General features: G+C 70.2%; 14 protein-coding genes. 6 read left to right on the top strand and 8 right to left on the bottom strand.

Features of this window, described 5'->3' with window-relative positions:
* Positions 1-23 precede the first annotated feature (23 nt).
* Positions 24-992: a prolyl aminopeptidase gene (pip, locus tag LR394_RS37310; protein ID WP_231449423.1), complete on the top strand. Its 969-nt coding sequence runs from the start codon at positions 24-26 to the stop codon at positions 990-992.
* The gene (locus LR394_RS37315) at positions 989-2,632 is read left to right on the top strand and encodes a DUF885 domain-containing protein (protein ID WP_231449424.1); all 1,644 of its coding nucleotides are present in this window, start codon (positions 989-991) and stop codon (positions 2,630-2,632) included. Before pip ends, LR394_RS37315 begins: the two co-directional genes overlap by 4 nt.
* A 5-nt stretch (positions 2,633-2,637) precedes the next feature.
* Here LR394_RS37315 and LR394_RS37320 read toward each other — a convergent pair whose 3' ends face one another.
* Genes LR394_RS37320 through LR394_RS37335 form a run of 4 tightly spaced genes read right to left on the bottom strand, consistent with a single transcriptional unit; the run spans position 2,638 to position 6,031 of the window.
* Positions 2,638-3,390 (bottom strand): hypothetical protein, encoded by a 753-nt coding sequence (locus LR394_RS37320; protein ID WP_231449425.1) that lies wholly within the window; start codon positions 3,388-3,390, stop codon positions 2,638-2,640.
* A 35-nt stretch (positions 3,391-3,425) separates the two neighbouring features.
* On the bottom strand, positions 3,426-3,950 hold the full coding sequence (locus LR394_RS37325) for a SigE family RNA polymerase sigma factor (protein WP_231449426.1): 525 nt from the start codon (positions 3,948-3,950) through the stop codon (positions 3,426-3,428).
* Positions 3,947-4,978, bottom strand: coding sequence for a hypothetical protein (locus LR394_RS37330; protein ID WP_231449427.1), 1,032 nt, complete (start codon positions 4,976-4,978; stop codon positions 3,947-3,949). The genes LR394_RS37325 and LR394_RS37330 overlap by 4 nt, the downstream gene beginning before the upstream one ends.
* Before the next feature lie 54 nt (positions 4,979-5,032).
* Positions 5,033-6,031: a hypothetical protein gene (locus tag LR394_RS37335; RefSeq protein ID WP_231449428.1), complete on the bottom strand. Its 999-nt coding sequence runs from the start codon at positions 6,029-6,031 to the stop codon at positions 5,033-5,035.
* 370 nt (positions 6,032-6,401) lie between these two features.
* Here LR394_RS37335 and LR394_RS37340 point away from each other — a divergent pair, with 370 nt between their 5' ends.
* Together LR394_RS37340 and LR394_RS37345 are read left to right on the top strand one after the other, a co-directional pair.
* Entirely contained in the window at positions 6,402-9,125 is a 2,724-nt protein-coding gene (locus LR394_RS37340) for an FAD/NAD(P)-binding protein (protein WP_231449429.1), read from the top strand.
* A 36-nt stretch (positions 9,126-9,161) separates the two neighbouring features.
* On the top strand, positions 9,162-9,815 hold the full coding sequence (locus LR394_RS37345) for a hypothetical protein (protein WP_231449430.1): 654 nt from the start codon (positions 9,162-9,164) through the stop codon (positions 9,813-9,815).
* A 76-nt stretch (positions 9,816-9,891) separates the two neighbouring features.
* Here the strand turns inward: LR394_RS37345 and LR394_RS37350 are convergent, their stop codons facing one another.
* The gene (locus LR394_RS37350; protein WP_231449431.1) at positions 9,892-12,216 is read right to left on the bottom strand and encodes a helix-turn-helix transcriptional regulator; all 2,325 of its coding nucleotides are present in this window, start codon (positions 12,214-12,216) and stop codon (positions 9,892-9,894) included.
* A 238-nt stretch (positions 12,217-12,454) separates the two neighbouring features.
* Between LR394_RS37350 and LR394_RS37355 the strand changes: the two genes are divergently transcribed.
* Together LR394_RS37355 and LR394_RS37360 are read left to right on the top strand one after the other, a co-directional pair.
* Positions 12,455-12,991, top strand: coding sequence for a hypothetical protein (locus tag LR394_RS37355; RefSeq protein ID WP_231449432.1), 537 nt, complete (start codon positions 12,455-12,457; stop codon positions 12,989-12,991).
* 60 nt (positions 12,992-13,051) lie between these two features.
* Positions 13,052-13,528 carry a hypothetical protein gene (locus tag LR394_RS37360; protein ID WP_231449433.1) on the top strand — a complete coding sequence of 159 codons (477 nt, stop codon included), beginning with the start codon at positions 13,052-13,054 and terminating at the stop codon, positions 13,526-13,528.
* 11 nt (positions 13,529-13,539) lie between these two features.
* Here the strand turns inward: LR394_RS37360 and LR394_RS37365 are convergent, their stop codons facing one another.
* From LR394_RS37365 to LR394_RS37375, 3 genes are read right to left on the bottom strand one after another with little or no spacing between them, the layout of a single operon-like run.
* Positions 13,540-14,037, bottom strand: a complete 498-nt coding sequence (locus tag LR394_RS37365) for a hypothetical protein (protein WP_231449434.1) — start codon at positions 14,035-14,037, stop codon at positions 13,540-13,542.
* A gap of 7 nt (positions 14,038-14,044) precedes the next feature.
* Positions 14,045-14,773 carry a class I SAM-dependent DNA methyltransferase gene (locus LR394_RS37370; RefSeq protein ID WP_231449435.1) on the bottom strand — a complete coding sequence of 243 codons (729 nt, stop codon included), beginning with the start codon at positions 14,771-14,773 and terminating at the stop codon, positions 14,045-14,047.
* A 43-nt stretch (positions 14,774-14,816) separates the two neighbouring features.
* Positions 14,817-15,926 carry a LacI family DNA-binding transcriptional regulator gene (locus LR394_RS37375; protein ID WP_231449436.1) on the bottom strand — a complete coding sequence of 370 codons (1,110 nt, stop codon included), beginning with the start codon at positions 15,924-15,926 and terminating at the stop codon, positions 14,817-14,819.
* Between the last annotated feature and the right edge of the window lie 29 nt (positions 15,927-15,955).

Raw genomic sequence — 15,955 nt, forward strand, 5'->3', positions numbered from 1 at the left:
TGACGAACCTGGAAGGACAGCCCATGCGCGAGCTCTACCCACCGATCGAACCCCACGCCAGCGGTCTGCTGGAGGCTGGTGACGGCCATTCGGTCTACTGGGAGGAGTGCGGCAACCCGCAGGGCAAGCCGGTGGTGTTCCTGCACGGCGGTCCCGGGGGCGGGGCCTCGGCCCGGCACCGGCGGCTGTTCGACCCGGCCAAGTACCGGATCGTGCTGCTGGACCAGCGTGGCTGTGGGCGCAGCCGGCCACTGGCCAGTGAGCCCGAGGCGGACATGAGCGCGAACACCACGTGGCATCTGGTCGCGGACCTGGAGTTGCTGCGCCAGGAGCGGGGCATCGAGAAGTGGCAGGTGTTCGGCGGTTCCTGGGGATCGTCGCTGGCCCTGGCGTATGCGCAGAAGCACCCGGAGCGGGTGAGCGAGCTGATCCTGCGGGGCATCTTCACGCTCCGCCCCAGCGAGCTGACCTGGTTCTACGAGGGCCTGGCGGGCAACATCGCGCCGGATTCGTGGGAAGGTTTCGTCGGGGCGCTGCCCGAGGCCGACCGGGTGCCCGGCCGGCTGATCGACAACTACGCCAAGTTGCTGTTCGACCCGGACCCGGCGGTCCACCAGCCGGCGGCGGTGGCCTGGGCCACCTGGGAATTCACCAACCTGACGGTGCAGCCGCGGCCCGACCTGATCGCCACCGCGCAGAACCCGGTCAGCTCGACGGCGTTCGCCCGGATCGAGAACCACTTCTTCCGCAACGACGGCTGGTTCACCCCGGAGCAGCTGATCAAGGACGCACCGAAGCTGGCCGGGATCCCGACCGTGATCGTGCAGGGCCGCTACGACATCTGCACGCCCGCGGTCACCGCCTGGGATCTGCACCGGGCCTTCCCGCAGGCGCAGTTCCATCTGATCGAGGACGCTGGTCACGCCTACGACGAGCCGGGAATCCTGGACGTTCTGATCACCTCCACCGACAAGTTCGCGGACCGCTCGTGAGCACCCCGCTGAACGACCTCGGCGAGCGCTACTTCCGCACCCAGCACACCCTGGAGCCGTTCAACTCGACGCTGCTGGGCCTGTCGGAGTTCGATCACCTCGCCGGTGACCCGAGTCTGGAGGCCGGGCAGGAGGCCGCCGAGACGTTCGCCGGGATCCTCGACGAGCTCGGGGCGATGAAGACCGACGAGCTCACGGACGACGAACGCGTCGATCATGGGGCCCTCACCGAGCTGGTGCAGGGCTCCCACGGGGATGCGACGCACGCGTTGTGGGCGGCCAGTTTCTCGGCCCTCGGGTACGTCTCCCGGCAGGGCCTGATCTTCCAGGCCGTTCCGGCGATGACGATCACCGACGAGGACGGCGCCGACCGGTACCTGCAGCGCCTGCAGGGCATTCCGCGGGTGCTGGACGCGCTGGGCCGCAGGGTGCAGGACGAGGCCGGGCAGGGCCGGCCGAGCACCCAGGTGGGTCTGGAACAGGCTCTGGCGCAGATCAATACGGCGATCATGGCCGATCTGGCGCAGGACAGTCTGCTGGATCCGGCGCGTTCCGGGGCCGGGGCGGCGGTGCTGGAGCAGGCTTCGGACGTGGTGCTGATGCGCATCCGCCCGGCCCTGGAACAGCTGAGCCGGGCCTACCGCGGGGTGTTGCGCACGGCCCGTAGCGACGAGCAGGTCGGGATCAAGTTCACCGAGGGTGGCGAGGCCGGCTACGCCGACGCCGTGCGCCGGCACACCACCACCGAGAAGTCGGCGGCGGAACTGCACCAGCTCGGCCTGGACCTGATCGACGAGCTGAAGGGCCGCTGGGCCGAGATCGGCGGCCGGGCCTTCGGCCTGAGCGACCTGCCGGCCATCGCGCAGCGGCTGCGTGAGGATCCGCAGCTGCGCTACTCCTCCCCCGAGGACATGATCGCCCGCTGCCAGGCCGCCCTGGCCAAGGCCGAGGCGGCCGCCGGTCAGGCGTTCGACCTGGCCACGATCCCGCCGTGCTCGGTCGAGTCGGTCGGCGGCGCTGCCGCGTCCGGCGCCACCGCCGCGTACTACCGGCCGCCCTCGCTCGACGGCTCCCGGCCCGGCGTGTTCTTCCTGGACACCTCCGGCGCCGCTCAGACCCCGGCGTACGACTGCGAGGCCCTGACCTTCCACGAGGGTGTGCCGGGCCACCACCTGCAGCTGTCCATCGCGCAGCAGATGAACGTGCCGCACTGGCGGCGCTACATCGACACCGAGCTCGGCGCGTACACCGAGGGCTGGGGCCTGTACGCCGAGCGCCTGGCCGAGGACCTCGACCTGTACTCCGACGACGTGCAGCGCCTGGGCATGCTCTCGCTGTCCGCGCTGCGGGCCGCCCGGCTGGTGGTCGACACCGGCATGCACGCCTTCGGCTGGTCCCGCGAGCAGGCCGAGACGTACCTGCGCGAGAACACCACGGCCACCGAGCACGAGATCAGCTCCGAGGTGGTGCGCTACATCAACTGGCCCGGCCAGGCCCTGGGGTACGCCACCGGCCGGCAGGAGCTGCTGCGTCTGCGGGAGGCCTCCGGCCTGAGCCTGACCGAGTTCCACCGAGTGGTCCTGGGGCACGGCTCGCTCCCGCTCACCGTGCTCGCCGGCTTGTTCACACCTGCCCGGTGAGCCGCTCAGCCCTCCGGTAGGACGTAGCGGAACTCCAGCGGCTGACCGGTCAGCCGCTGGAGAGCCGTGTCCATCATCTGGTGCAGGTTCTCAGTGTTCTCAGCGTCCTGCTGCTGGTCGCCCGGGATCAGGCTGCGGACCATCACGAGCGTGTTGCCGAGTTGGGCGAAGCCGACGGCCTCGTTGTCGTCGCGCCAGTGATTGCGCGCCGTGAAGAACGCCGACACTTCCTGAGCGCCGTCGGGGCCGGCTACCTCGAGCATCCGGATCGGGCTGTCGCCGTCGTCGCTCTCGGCGGCGGCGCAGTCCGGCAGCTGCCCAGCCAGGTCCTCGAACACCAGGCGGGCTTGCTGCGGACCGGACTTCCAGGCGAACACCTGCTCGTAGGCGCCCGGCGAGATCCCGGCCCCGTCCGGGTCGTACCACGCCTGTTCCCAGGCCTGGTCCGGCTTTTCGCCCTCCTGCAGGTTCGATCCCTCATTCGTCGGGCAGACCCCCAGCTCGATCGCCTGCCCGGACAGCTCGACCGGCTCGGACTCCCCGGTCTCGCGCACCGCCGCAACCGGCAGATCCGTCAGCTTGAGCAGGTGTCCCGCCGTCGGCTCCAGCACCAACTCACCCACCTGCGGTTCAGCCGCCGAGGCAACAGCCTCGTCCTCGGCCGAGCACGACGAGATTCCCAGCGCCACCAAGCCCGCTACCCCGGCCGCCACCATCAGTCTGCGCCGGCCACCGACGTCCTTTGCTTTCATGGGCACCAGACACTTCCATACGCCCGGTCTGTGGCGAAATATCAGACCCGGGCGCTGAGCAGACCCGCCTTCCGCAACGCCGCCAGCCCACGGGCCGCGTTGCTCCGGACGCTCGCGTGGGCCATGCCCAGGGTGGCGGCGATCTCGTGGTCGTTCAGGCCCTCGTAGTACCGCAGCACCAGCACCGCCCGATGCTTGGGCTTCAGGGTGGCCAGCGCCTGCAGCAGGGCATCGCGCTCGGCCAGGGCCCCGCTGGAGTCCTCGACCGGGCGCTCCCCCAGGATCGTGCTGTCGGTGGGCGATTCACGCTGAAAGCCGCGCCTCCAGAAGGAGGTCGCGGCGTTGACCAGCATGCGGTTGACGTAGGCGTTGGGGTCGTCGGTGGCGCTGACCAGGTCCCATTTCAGCAGCACCTTGGCCAGCACGTCCTGCACCAGGTCCTCGGCATCGGCCGACGACCGGGTCAGGCCGCGAGCGATGGCCATCAGCCGGGGACTGCGCTCGCGGACGAAGTCCTCGAAACCGGGCGCCCTTTCAAGACTCGGTTCCTGCCAGGGCCGCCTCACTGCCCGTCCCCCGTCCGGCTGTCGGTGCCGGTCGGGACCGGCAGATCGGTCGCGCTCGGGTCGGTCTCGTCCACCTCAGACACCGGTGACTGCAGGCCGGACGGCGAACCGTCACCGGGAGTACGGCCCTTGAGCCGGTAGATCGCACTGTCCAGGACCTGCATCGCGCCGGTGTAGGCCTCGTCCTCATTGCCCACGTACACGTCCGGGCCGCCGTCGGAAGCCGGAACGCTGATCCGGACCGAGATCAGGGCGTCGCCCCACAACACGAACGCCTGAGCCTGCGGGATGTTCTGGCCGTCCTCAAGAGTGGTGGCCAGGTGCGGCACCACCAGCTCGGCGTCGTCGGTGCGGTCGGTGGTCACGCTCAGGCCTTCCATCCCCGGGCCGGAGGTGCACTCGGGCAGGTCGGCGCGCAGACCGTCCAGAACGGCAGCCGGCTGGTCGGGCTTGCCCGGCCACTGCGCGATCCGTTCGGTCACGGTGTAGTCCGCGGGCACATTGCCCTCGCCGGAGACCCAGGTCCGCTCCCAAGCACTCTCGGGAGCAGCAGTCCCGTACGTCTCGTCCACGCACACCCCGCCGGCCCATGGTTCCCCGGACAGGTCCTGCGGGGGCCCCTCGGCCACGAGCCGCTCCACGCCGACGACGCTCCAGTTCTCGTCGGACAGGTCACCCGTGTGCAGCAGCGACGACTTGGTGACGTCCGGAATCGAGGTGTCCAGCGGAGTCTGAGTGACGGAGGGCGTGGGCCCGGCCGGAACCCCCTCACCTCCTGTGCCCGTCGACCACGGGGAGATCACCACCGTCACGGCCGCGATGGCCGCTGCGGCGCTCACGGCGCCCGTGGCCAGCGCCTGGCTGGTGCGGTGCTTCTTCCTGGCCCGGCGCTCGATCGCCCGCAGGTCGGCGCCCGGGCCCGGCCGTAGACCGGCCCGGAAGAGCGCCGTGACCTGGGCGTCGCCCGGGTCCGGCTGGTCCAGGTCGAGGTCCGGGCGCTGGTTGCCGCCGCCGTCCTGTGCGTTCATGGCACCAAGACGCTGCCACGCACACCGGTTGTGGCAACTTTGCCGAAGGAATCCTCAGACCTGGTCGCTGTAGGAGATCACGGCCTTGCTGGTGAACATGTCGACCGCGCCCGGGTAGGTCTCCTGGCAGGGCGTGAACCGGATCTCGTACACGCCGGCCGGGGCCGGGGGCAGCTCGATCTCCGCGTTGCGGCCGCGGTCGTCCACACTGATCTGCTCCAGCGGCTGGTCGCGCTCGCTGTTCTCCTCGGCGTCGATCGGGCGCAGCACCCAGGTTCCGCTCAGCCCGACGCCGGTCACCCGGATCTTGGCCCCGGCCGAGCGCACCACCGAGCGGGTGATGCCGGTGATGCCCGCCGCGTAGCCGACCAGGATCGGTGCCGTGGTGATGCCCTGACCGCAGAGCACCACTTCGGCGCTGGATCCCGGGTGGCCGGGCGGCACGGTGATCTGGGCGGTGGTCTCACTGAGCCATCTGAGCTGGACGATCTGGCCGTCGACGGTGGCCGTGGCCTGAGCCGGGCCGCAGCCCAGGTCGCTGGCCCGCAGCACCACCGGGCCGCCGGTCGCCAGAACCCATGCGCACCGCCGGGCCGTGTGCGAGGCCAGCGCGATCCCGGCCTCCGGCACCGGTTCGGCCGGGCTGACCTTGTCCCGGTACGAGACCACGGCCCAGCCGACCACGCTGCCCCGCCGGCGAATCTCCAGCAGCGCGGGCGTCCCGCCTTCACCGGCCGGCAGCGCCAGCTTCATCCGGTTGCTGTCGGCCCAGGTCGGGATGATGCTGCGGCGGTTGTTCAGGATGACCACGAACCGGTTGAAGCGGAACTCCGAGGCGTTCAGGCCGAGGTTGAGCCGGCTGGTCAGGATCAGCGCGGGATTACCGGAAGGCGGCTGCAGGCCGGGCCCGACCACGGTGAACAACTCGGTGTCGCGGCGCTCGGCCGGCAGCGCCCAATCGCCGGAAGGCAGCTCGTGCACCGCCTGCGATCCCGACGGTTCGGGCCGGTCCGGCACCTCGGCAACGAAGGCATCCACAAGTTCGGAGGACATGGAGCCAGACCCTTCGTCGCCGCAACAGCTCCCCGACGACAGCCGCCGCGAGCCCGATCACCCAGGGCACTCACTGCGAGCACCCATCAGCCTTTCGAGGACGGCTGGAAGGGTGGCCCCTTGAGGCAAATCAGAGTTTCAGCGCCCGGGAGGGTGATGACCGCTCCACCGGGAAGCCGCCCCGAAGCCGCCGGAAAGCTCTCGTTGGGCAACCCCCAAGCGGCCGTTGGCCAGCAAGGACCCGGCCGGGTGGCGGTGTGGCAGGCCTCCGGGCGACCCTCTACCGTTCGCCTCGGGGAAGGCTCCCCGAGAGCAATCTCTAGTTTGTTAGTCTGAAAACTCAGCTTTCCAGCACGAGGAGTACGCGGGCATGGCTACCACCGGCGCGAGGCCGAGCATTCTGATCGTCGGTGGCGGGGTGGCCGGCACCCTGGTCACGCTGCACCTGGCCCGCCTGGCCGCGCGCCGCTCCACCGGGATCGACATCGTCGTCCTGGAGTCCTCCGACCTGCTCGGGCGCGGCGTCGCGTTCGGCACCCCGGAAGACCGGCACCTGCTCAACGTGCCGGCCAGCGGCATGAGCGCCCTGCCCGAGGAACCCGGCCACTTCGTCGCCTGGCGCGCCGAGGACGACAGCCGATCGAGTGACAAGCCGACCCACCCGTACGACTTCACCTCCCGCCGCGAGTTCTCCCGCTACGTCCGCCAGTTGCTCACCGAGTCGCTCCAGGCCGCCGGCGAGTACGTCTCGCTACGCCACGTCCAGCAGCAGGCCGCCACCGTGCGCCGCTCCGGGGCCGGGGCAACCGTGACCACCGCGGCGGGGCGCCGATTCCAGGCCGACGCCGTGGTCATCGCCACCGGTCTGCCCGCCGCAGGCTGGGACTGGGCACCCGAGACCCTCCGCAACTCGCCGTTCTTCGTCCCCAGCCCGTGGGCCCCCGGCGCGCTCGACGTGATCCGCCGCGACCGCAGCGGCCCCGCCCCGGTGCTGATGGTCGGTGCCGGCCTGACCATGGTCGACGTTGCGCTGTCGCTGTCCGGTGAAGACGCCGGCCGCGACGACCGGGTGCTGCACGCCGTCTCCCGCACCGGACGGCTCCCCCGCACCCACGCCCGCGTACCCAAGCTGCCAAACATCCCCGATGTCAGTGAATGGGGGACGTCGGTGGCCGAGCTGCGTAAGCACGTCACCCGCCACTTCGCGGACGTGGTGCACGCCTCGGGCGACTGGCGGCCCGCCCTGGACGGCCTGCGCGTACAGGTCCAGACGCTCTGGGGCCGGATGAGCGACGAGGAACGCCTCAGCTTCGTGCGCGAGGAGTCGGGCTACTGGAACGTGCTGCGCCACCGCATGCCACTGTCCAGCTCCGACCGGCTGCACGAACTGCGCTCGCAGGGAAAGCTGTTCCTGCACCGCGCCGAGGTCGCCGACGCCCAGCCGCTGAGCCAGGGCGGCCTGCGGGTCACCATGAAGGACGGCAGCACCCAGGAGGTCGGCTGGGTGGTGAACTGCACGGGCCCGCGCACCGATATCCGCGAGCTCGGCAACCCCCTGCTGAACGACCTGCTCACCCCCGCGCACGGCGTCGCCGCGGCCACTGTCGCGAGCGGCGGCATGGGCTTTCGCACCGTCAACGGCCGCCTGATCGACTCGGCCGGCAGCCCCGAAGCTCCGCTGTGGACGCTGGGCGCCCTACGCCGCGGTGAACTGTGGGAGACCACCGCCGTGCCGGAGATCCGCACCCAGGCTCTGGCTCTGGCCACCACGCTGCTCGACACCCTTGCTCCCCTGCCGCGCCGCCTGGCCGACGGCCGCATCGTCAGCGGCCACCACCCCGTCGCCCGCCCCCGGGACCTGCTCGGTCTGCCTCTGTCCACCACCGCCGAGGCTGCCGCCACGTTCAACGCCGGGCTGGAGCGCGTCATGCGCCTACAGGCCGGCGCCGAAGACCTGCTGCGCGAAGCCACCGAGCACGACCCCGACTTCGCCCTGGCCCACGCCGCCCTGGCCATGCTCGGCCACGAAGCCGGCGCCACTGCCGACGTGCAGGCCTCCCTGGCCGAGGCCAAGCGCGCGGTCACGATCAAGGGCGACGACCGCGAGCGCAGCTTCGTGGACGTGATCGACCGCCGGGTCAGCGACGTTCGCCGCTCCGGCGCGCAGGCCCTGATCAACCACATCGCGATCTACCCCCGCGACGTGCTCGCCGTCTCCGCCGCCGTTCCCACCATCGCCTTCTCCGGCGTCACCGATCTGCAGCAGGAGGCCTGGGCACTGGTGGAGGGCCTTGCCCCGGCGTACGGCGACCACTGGTGGTACATCTCCCTGCTGGCCTTCACCCGCCAGGAACAGTCCCGCTTCGAAGAGGCCGCCCTCCTGGCCGAGAGTGCCCTGGCCTGCGAGCCGTCGTCCGGGCACGCCGTGCACGCGCAGACCCACGTGATGTACGAGACCGGACAGCACGACGAGGGACGCGTGTGGCTGGACCACTGGGTCACCGAGACCGGGCGCTCGGCTGGCTTCCGGGCCCATTTCGCCTGGCACGCGGCCCTTCACGAGCTGGCCCTGGGCGACCTGGACGCCGTGCGCAAGCGCTACAAGGCGCACCTGGCACCCCCGGCCGTGACCGGCGTGCGGGCCCTGATCGACTCGGCCTCGCTGCTGTGGCGCTGGCGCCTGATCGGCGACCAGCCGCCCTCGGCCGCCCCGGTGATCGAGGCGATCGGCCCGGCCCTGCTGAAGTCCCCGCAGACCCCGTTCATCGCGCTGTACTCGGCCATCGCCCTGACCGCCAACGACGACCAGGCCGGACTGGAAGAGCTCAAGCAGTACGCCCTGGGTTCCGCCGAGGCCTCCATGCACACCCTGGTCGTGGCCGCCTGCGAGGCCCTGACCGCAGTGCTGCAGGAACGCTGGGCCGAGGCCGCGCGTATCCTCGAGGACCTCTACCCCAAGCTCGACCACATCGCCGGCTCTGCCGCCCAGCGCGAGGTCTTCCAGGACACCCTGATCCACTGTCTGGTCCAGGACGGCCACGAAGCCCGCGCCCAGGAACTCCTGGCCGCCCGCCCCTCCCGCCGCAGCTGCTGAGTCGCCCCTCAGGCCAGGCCTTCTAAGATCGCGCGCATGGAGCACGCCATTGCCGATCTTCCGCGTTTCGCCACCCTGCAAGAACCAGTGACAGTGGGCGAACCGCGGGCCTGGACCCGCGGAACGGTCCAGGAACTGCCGGAACTGTCGGCGCTGCTGATGGCGGCCACCGTGATCCCGGTGACGGCCGACGGCACGGACTACGAAGTCCTGCTCTGGGGAGAGGGCGAGGAGCGTCGGGGCTGGCTGTGTCTGCCACCGTCCGCAGACGCTTCGGCTCTCGCGGTAGCACCGGTCCAGCAGAGCTTTTGGACACTGCTGGGCGGCATTGTCGAAACGGCCGGCCAGGGTGAGTCCCGGCTGGACAACCAGGACGCGGTGCTGACCGTCGAGGCAGCACTCGAACCGTTCGGCGAGGCGCTGGAGGCCTACGCATGGATCTGGGAAGAGGCCGGCCAGGAGGTGCCGATCCAGACCGAGGACTACTACGTCGCCGCGATCGAGAGCAACTACGACCTGACGCTGGCCCGCCGCACCGACGGCAGCCTGCTGCTGTTCGCCCCGGACAGCGGTTTCGACGACATCACCCCGTTCGCCGGCTCGCCGGAGCAGTCGCTGTACACCTTCGACGACCTGCCCGACCTCACCAGCTGGATCGAGGACTGGGCCGCCGCCTGGCGAGCAGCCTGAGGTCGAGCCCGTCCGGACGTCAGATCGAACATCAAGTCGTTCGTCCTGTTCTCCCACCCGCCCCTCGGCCACTATTTCACCCCGGAGGTACTTCCCGAGGGGCAAGGGGGAGGTCGGCAAATCGTTTGAGAACGGCTGCGGTGTCGGGATGGTTCTGGGCGCGGAGAAGATGCAACGCCTGCTGATAGGTGACGTCGGCGGCGGCCAGATCTCCGACAGCGGCCTGGGAGTCGGCCAGGCGGGCGAGGGTGGATCCCTCACCGCGGGGGCTGGCCAGTTCCCGGAAGAGGTCTGCCGCGCGGCGGTAGCAGTCGATCGCCGTGGGGTAGTTGCCGAGGTGGTGCTCAGCCAGGGCGATGCTGTCCAGGATCATGGCCTGCGCGCTGCGGTCGGCGGCTTCCTCGGCCAGGGCCAGCGCCTGCCGGCAACTCAGCACGGCCTCGGCGTGCTGCCCGGTCAGCGTCAACCCCCAGCCCACAGCGTTCAGCGCGAACATCTCACCGTCGCGATGTCCGGCGGCCCGGTAACCAGCCAGGCTCAGACGGACGTGGGCCAGCGCCTCCTCGTGCTCGTCCCGCAACTCGTGCACCCAGCCGATCATCCGGTGGGTACGGGCCTGACCCAGCTGGGCCGGGCGCTCGCCCGCCCGGGCGTAGCGTTCCAGGGCCTCGCGCAGGTGGGCGTGCGCTTGTGCGAACTGACTCAGCTCGGCCGCCGCGGTAGCCATCACCAGCTGCGAATAGCCCTGGGCGGCAGGGTTGCCCAGGCGTTCGGCGGCGCCGAGCCCGACGTCGGTGACCGCCCGCAGATCGTTCCACCGGGCCTGGCGGCGTAGGTAGGACTCCAGGGTCCAGGCCAGCTGCCAGGCCAGATCATCCAGACCGGCCTGGGCCGACAGGTGGACGGCGGCGAGCAGGGAGGGGAGCTCGCCGCCGATCCATTCCAGGGCCTGCTGTTCATCGGTGATGTCGATCGGGCCGGCCTCGGCAAGCGCAGTGCCGAGGGGGATCTCGATCGGGTCGTGGGTAGGGTCGATCATGCGCGCGGCGCTGAAGGCGGTGTGCGTGTAGTGCTGCAGCAGGCGGGTTATCGCGGTTCGGCGTTCCTCCAGGGCTTCGGACAGTTCGCCGGCATAGACGCGCAGCAGGTCGTGCAGGTGGTAGCGGCCGGGTAGACGTTCGCCGAGCAGGCTGGCGCGGGCCAGTTCGGTCAGCAGCCGGCCAACCTCCGCGGTGGGCCGGCCGGAAAGCGCAGCGGCGGCGGGCAACGAGATGTCCGGGCCAGGGTGCAGACCCAGCAGGCGGAACAGCCGGGCCGCCGAAATCGAGATCGCCTCGAACGACCAGGAGAAGACCGCCCGCACGTCGCTGACCTCGTCACCGGCCTCCAGCACGGTCAGTCGCCGGGCGCTCTGACCCAGGTCGGCCGCCAGGACCGCCAGCGGAAAGCTGCTCTGCTGAGCCCGCGCCGCCGCAACCGCCAGGGCCAGCGGGAGCCCACCACACGCGTCCACAATTCTCTCGACCGCATCCGGCTCGGCCGTGATGCGCTGAAGGCCGAGCCGGGCGGTGAGCAGCTCCTGGGCCTGCGCCGTCGGTAACGGTTCGAGACGCAGCAGCCGGGCACCGGAGGTGGCGGCCAAGGAGGTCAGCTGGTTGCGGCTGGTGACCAGGGTCAGGCCACCGGATCCGCCCGGCAGCAGCGCTCTGACCTGGTCGCTGTCGCGGGCGTTGTCCAGCACCACCAGGATCCGACGGTTGGACAGCAGGCTGCGGTACAGCGCGGCCCGCTGCTCGAGCGAGGCAGGCACCGAGCCGGCCGCGATCCCGAGCGCCTGCAGGAATCCGCGCAGGATCTCGCTGGGAGCGGCCACCGTGCCGGAACGGTCGAAGCCCCGCAGGTCGGCGTACAGCTGCCCGTCCGGAAATCGGGAGGCCGCGGTGTGCGTCCAGTTCAGGGCCAGGGTGGTCTTGCCGACGCCGCCCGGGCCCGACACCACCCCGATCACCACGGCATCGCTGTGCGTGAGCTCCAGCAGCTGATCCAGTTGCCGCAGTTCGGCTTTGCGGCCGGTGAAGCCGGGGATCGCGCCCGGCAGCTGGGTAGGGCGAGGAGCCGGCATCAAGGACGCCGGCGCTGAGGGCTCGTGGTCGGCCCACCATTGCGCCCGGGCCAGTTCGGTGAAGGCAGCGAGCTCGTCCTCGGCCAGATTGAGCGCCTGGCCGAGCAAACGCACCGACTCCGGCCTGGGGTAACGCACTTTGCCCCGCTCCAGCTGGCTGACCGAGCGAACGTTCAGACCGGCTTTGGCGGCCAGCTGCTCCTGGGTCAGCCGGGCGGCGACCCGGTGTCGGCGCAACTGCTCGGGGAACGTCGGCGCGGGATCAGGGCTGGAGACCACCCCCGCCATTATGTCCGAAACCCATCCATGTCGGACGCATCGCCGCAGACTGGTCGACAAGTGTCGTAGATGCGCGCTGGGCTCTGCCCCAGAACCGAACGTGATCATGCTGGGCCGAACGGATCACGGCGCACAGACAGGCCCGGATTTCCGGTGCTAGGTTCCGTGCCGTCCAGGGGGGAAACGGCGCCGAAGATCTCGGCGACGGCCTGGGACTTGTTTCACTGGAGGGGTTTTCATGAATCTGCGCCGTTTTGCGCGAGCAGCCGCCACCACGCTGGCCGCGGCTGGAATCGTCACCGTGGGAATGGTTTCACCGGCGCACGCCGAGAGCCCGGGTCGTACCTACGACGACTACCGCGGCAACGTTCCCGTCCACGTGGCCTTCGCGGCCCAGTGGATCAACGCGGGCGACAGCTGGTACTTCGGCAACTCCCGGATGACCATGCAGACCGACGGCAACCTGGTCATCTACCACCGCTGGGTCAAGGACAACGGCAAGCCCCGGGTGCTGTGGGCCACCGGGACCAACGGCAAGGGCGGGGTCAAGGTCCGGTTCCAGAAGGACGGCAACTTCGTCATCTACAAGAAGGACGGCAAGACCGCGGTGTGGGCCTCCAAGACGGCGAACAAGTGCAACGACTTCGCCTGGTCGCCGGTCATCGGTCTGCAGGGCGACGGCAACTTCGTGATCTACTGCGCCCCGGTCCGGGCCGCGGACAACATGCCGGCCGACTCGTTCAAGGTGTTGTGGTCGCCGAACGTCAAGTCCTAGGTGTTTGATGCTCCGCCGGGCCCAGGTCCGGCGGAGCACCACCCGGTAGATTCACCCGCTGTGCCCCACGACCTGCCTGCCGCCGCCCGCGCCATCACCCGCGCCACCGTCGAGGCCGTCGACGCCGCCCGCGCCGGTGACCTCGAAGCCTTCACCCGGGCCACCACCGACCTGGCCGCCTGCGAGCCGGAACAGGTGCGGCTGGCCCTGGGCGTGGTGGTTCGCGACCTGCTGGAGCACCTTCACCCCGACGGTCTGGCTGCCGACGACCTGCAGGACCTGATCCGCAGCTGCGTGAAGCGGGTGTTCGCCTGGTACCCGCAGGTGGACGTCAACGCGCTGGTCATCGTGATCACCGGCGCGCTGGGCATGCAGGAGGAAGAGGAACCGCGCTACTCCCCCGCCAACATCGCCCGGCACGCTCCGTTGTTCATCGCCGAACTGTTGTCCCAGCCCCGGCCGACCCTGAGCATCCAGCAGTACCTCACTGCGGCATTCCAGCAGATCCGCACCGCAGAACTGCACGAAATGCCCTGACCGTAGGGCCCTCAACTCAGCTGGAAGCGCTCGTCACCGCCCTCACTCAGCTGAAGGCCTTGACCGAGAACCAGTTCCCGGGCGGCCGGGCCGATACTCAGGCCCGGCCCGCACACTTCACTGAGAGCGCCCCACACCTGATCCGCCTGTTCCGAGGCAGTGCTGCCCGCCAGCCACCCCGCCTGCAGATGCCCCGGCCCGAACAGACCGGCCGGGTGAACAACCGCGGCCTGAAGCTGAACCAGGGCCTGCACCCTCAGCCCGGGCGTCGCTGACACGCCCGACCCCACCAAGGAACCAGCCGGTGGCTCGGCACCCGCGGGTAACGGCAGGAAGCACTGAAACCCGCCACCGCATTCCAGCGCTTCCAGCACGGCGGCATGAGCATGGACAGCGTTCAGACCGGGCCGACTGCACATCCACCAAGCCGACGGCAGTGCCAAGGCGACCTGCGCCCCAAAGGCGCGTAAATCGTCCTCAATCAACCAGCAGGCCGTACGTCGTTTCACCCGGCCATCATTCCAAGGGCTTGCGCCAGACCGAAACGTGACTGTCGCTGTCCGAGGTGAACGGCGTGCCGACCCAGTCGGCCGTCCGCTGCTCGAAGGTCAGCCCGGCCAGCTGGGCCATCAGATCCAGCTCGGAGGGCCAGACGTAACGGTAGTTGTGGATGCCGTATTCGTAGGTGCCGTCCGGCCGGCGGTGGAAGTGGTGGGACGACGCCTCCTGGGTGACCAGGTCGTAGGTGTCGAAACCGCTGTGCTCGGTGCTGATCTCGAACGGAACGGCGATGGTGCCCGGGGGCAGCCGGCGCACCTGGGGCACCCCGACCTCGATCACGAACCGCCCGCCGGGAGCCAGGTGACGGGCGGCGTTGCGGAAGCACTCGACCTGGGCGGCCTGCGTGCGCACGTTGCCGATCGTGTTGAAAACCAGGAACACCAGGGAGAAACGACCGGGGACGAGCGTGGTGGTCATGTCCCCGACGGTCACCGGGAGTTCTTCTTCGGAGATCTTGGCTCGCAGGCGATCGGTCATCGGCTGTGAGAGTTCGATGCCGTGCACCGGAACGCCACGCTGTCTCAGCGGGACACAGACCCGGCCGGTGCCGCTGGCGAACTCCAGTGCCGGACCGCCTTCGGCCAATTGATGAAGAAAGTCAACGGTTTCGGGAAGTGAGCGCCCTTGTACCTGATCGTCGTAGCCAGAAGCGGTCTTCTCGTCCCAGGTATCGATGTCATCCACGCCATCCATCGTTCACAACGAGCACCTGAGAAGCGAGCGGTTTTCAGCTAACGGCCTGCGCCCCGCGCAGCACCGAGGCCAGCGTGCGCCCGGTGAAGGCCGGCGTGCTCTCGCGCAGTTGCACGTGCCCGGTCACCCGGACCACCTCGGTCGGAGTACCGGCGTCCCGCAGCGCCAGCTCCACCGCACGCAGTCCCAGCTCCCGTAGCGGCACCCCGACGGTGCTCAGCGCCGGGGTGACGTCGCGCAGCGTCTCGATGTCGTCGAACCCGGCGATAGCCACGTCCTGACCGGCCACCAGCCCGGCCTCACGAAGCGCAGCGATGGCCCCGACGGCCATCACGTCGTTCACCGCGAACACACACGACACGTCCGGCGCCCGGGCGATCAGCCGTTGCATCGCCTCGTAGCCGCCGTCCCGGGTGAACGCCGTACGCAGCACGTTCTCGCGAGCCAGGCGGGTGCCGGCCTTGCGCAGCCCGTCGCGGAAGCCGGCCAGCCGGTCCTGCGAGGTCAGCACGGCCGGGTCGCCCGCCAGCACGGCGAAGTCGCGGTGCCCGAGATCGACCAGAGCCTGAGCCAGGGCCTGGGCGCCGCCGCGGTTCTCGATCGCCAGCGTGTCCACCGGCAGCACCGGCTGGGTGATCGCCGCGACCCGGCCGCCACCCTCCACGTAGGCCTCGAACTCCCCGACCAGGCGTGCGGTGGCGACCTGGTCGGACAACCGGCTACCGACCAGGACGATGGCGCGGGCCCGCTGACGCCGCAGCCGGGCCACGTACTCCAGTTCGGCCCCGGGCCGGCGCCCGGTGGTCGCGATCGTCACCGCCAGACCCCGCTCCTCGGCCCCGGCGATCACTCCGGCCGCGATCGAGGAGAAGTACGGGTCGGCGATGTCGTGCATCACCAGCCCCACCGAATCCGTGCGCCCCCGGGCGACGGCCTGGGCGTTGGGGTTCGGTGCGTAGTCCAGCCGGCGGGCGGCCTCCAGGACCCGCTCACGCAGGTCCTCGGCCACCCGCCGGTTCTTGCTGCCGTTCAGTGCCCGCGACGCCGTGGCCAGCGACACCCCTGCCAGGGCGGCCACGTCGGCGAGCGTCACCAGAGCCACGGCCCCTTGGCTTTCGGCGGGATCTCGGTCCAGGTCGCGCATACCCGCGATTGTGCCGCAGGAACACCCCG

Origin of the sequence: Kineosporia babensis (genome assembly GCF_021129305.1) — a bacterium.
GTDB lineage: Bacteria > Actinomycetota > Actinomycetes > Actinomycetales > Kineosporiaceae > Kineosporia > Kineosporia babensis.

Coding starts and splice junctions, on each gene's coding strand:
- pip (WP_231449423.1), top strand. CDS start 24: ATGCGCGAGCTCTACCCACCGATCGAACCCCACGCCAGCGGTCTGCTG.
- LR394_RS37330 (WP_231449427.1), bottom strand. CDS start 4,978: ATGAACGCACAGGACGGCGGCGGCAACCAGCGCCCGGACCTCGACCTG.
- LR394_RS37335 (WP_231449428.1), bottom strand. CDS start 6,031: ATGTCCTCCGAACTTGTGGATGCCTTCGTTGCCGAGGTGCCGGACCGG.
- LR394_RS37340 (WP_231449429.1), top strand. CDS start 6,402: ATGGCTACCACCGGCGCGAGGCCGAGCATTCTGATCGTCGGTGGCGGG.
- LR394_RS37345 (WP_231449430.1), top strand. CDS start 9,162: ATGGAGCACGCCATTGCCGATCTTCCGCGTTTCGCCACCCTGCAAGAA.
- LR394_RS37355 (WP_231449432.1), top strand. CDS start 12,455: ATGAATCTGCGCCGTTTTGCGCGAGCAGCCGCCACCACGCTGGCCGCG.
- LR394_RS37375 (WP_231449436.1), bottom strand. CDS start 15,926: ATGCGCGACCTGGACCGAGATCCCGCCGAAAGCCAAGGGGCCGTGGCT.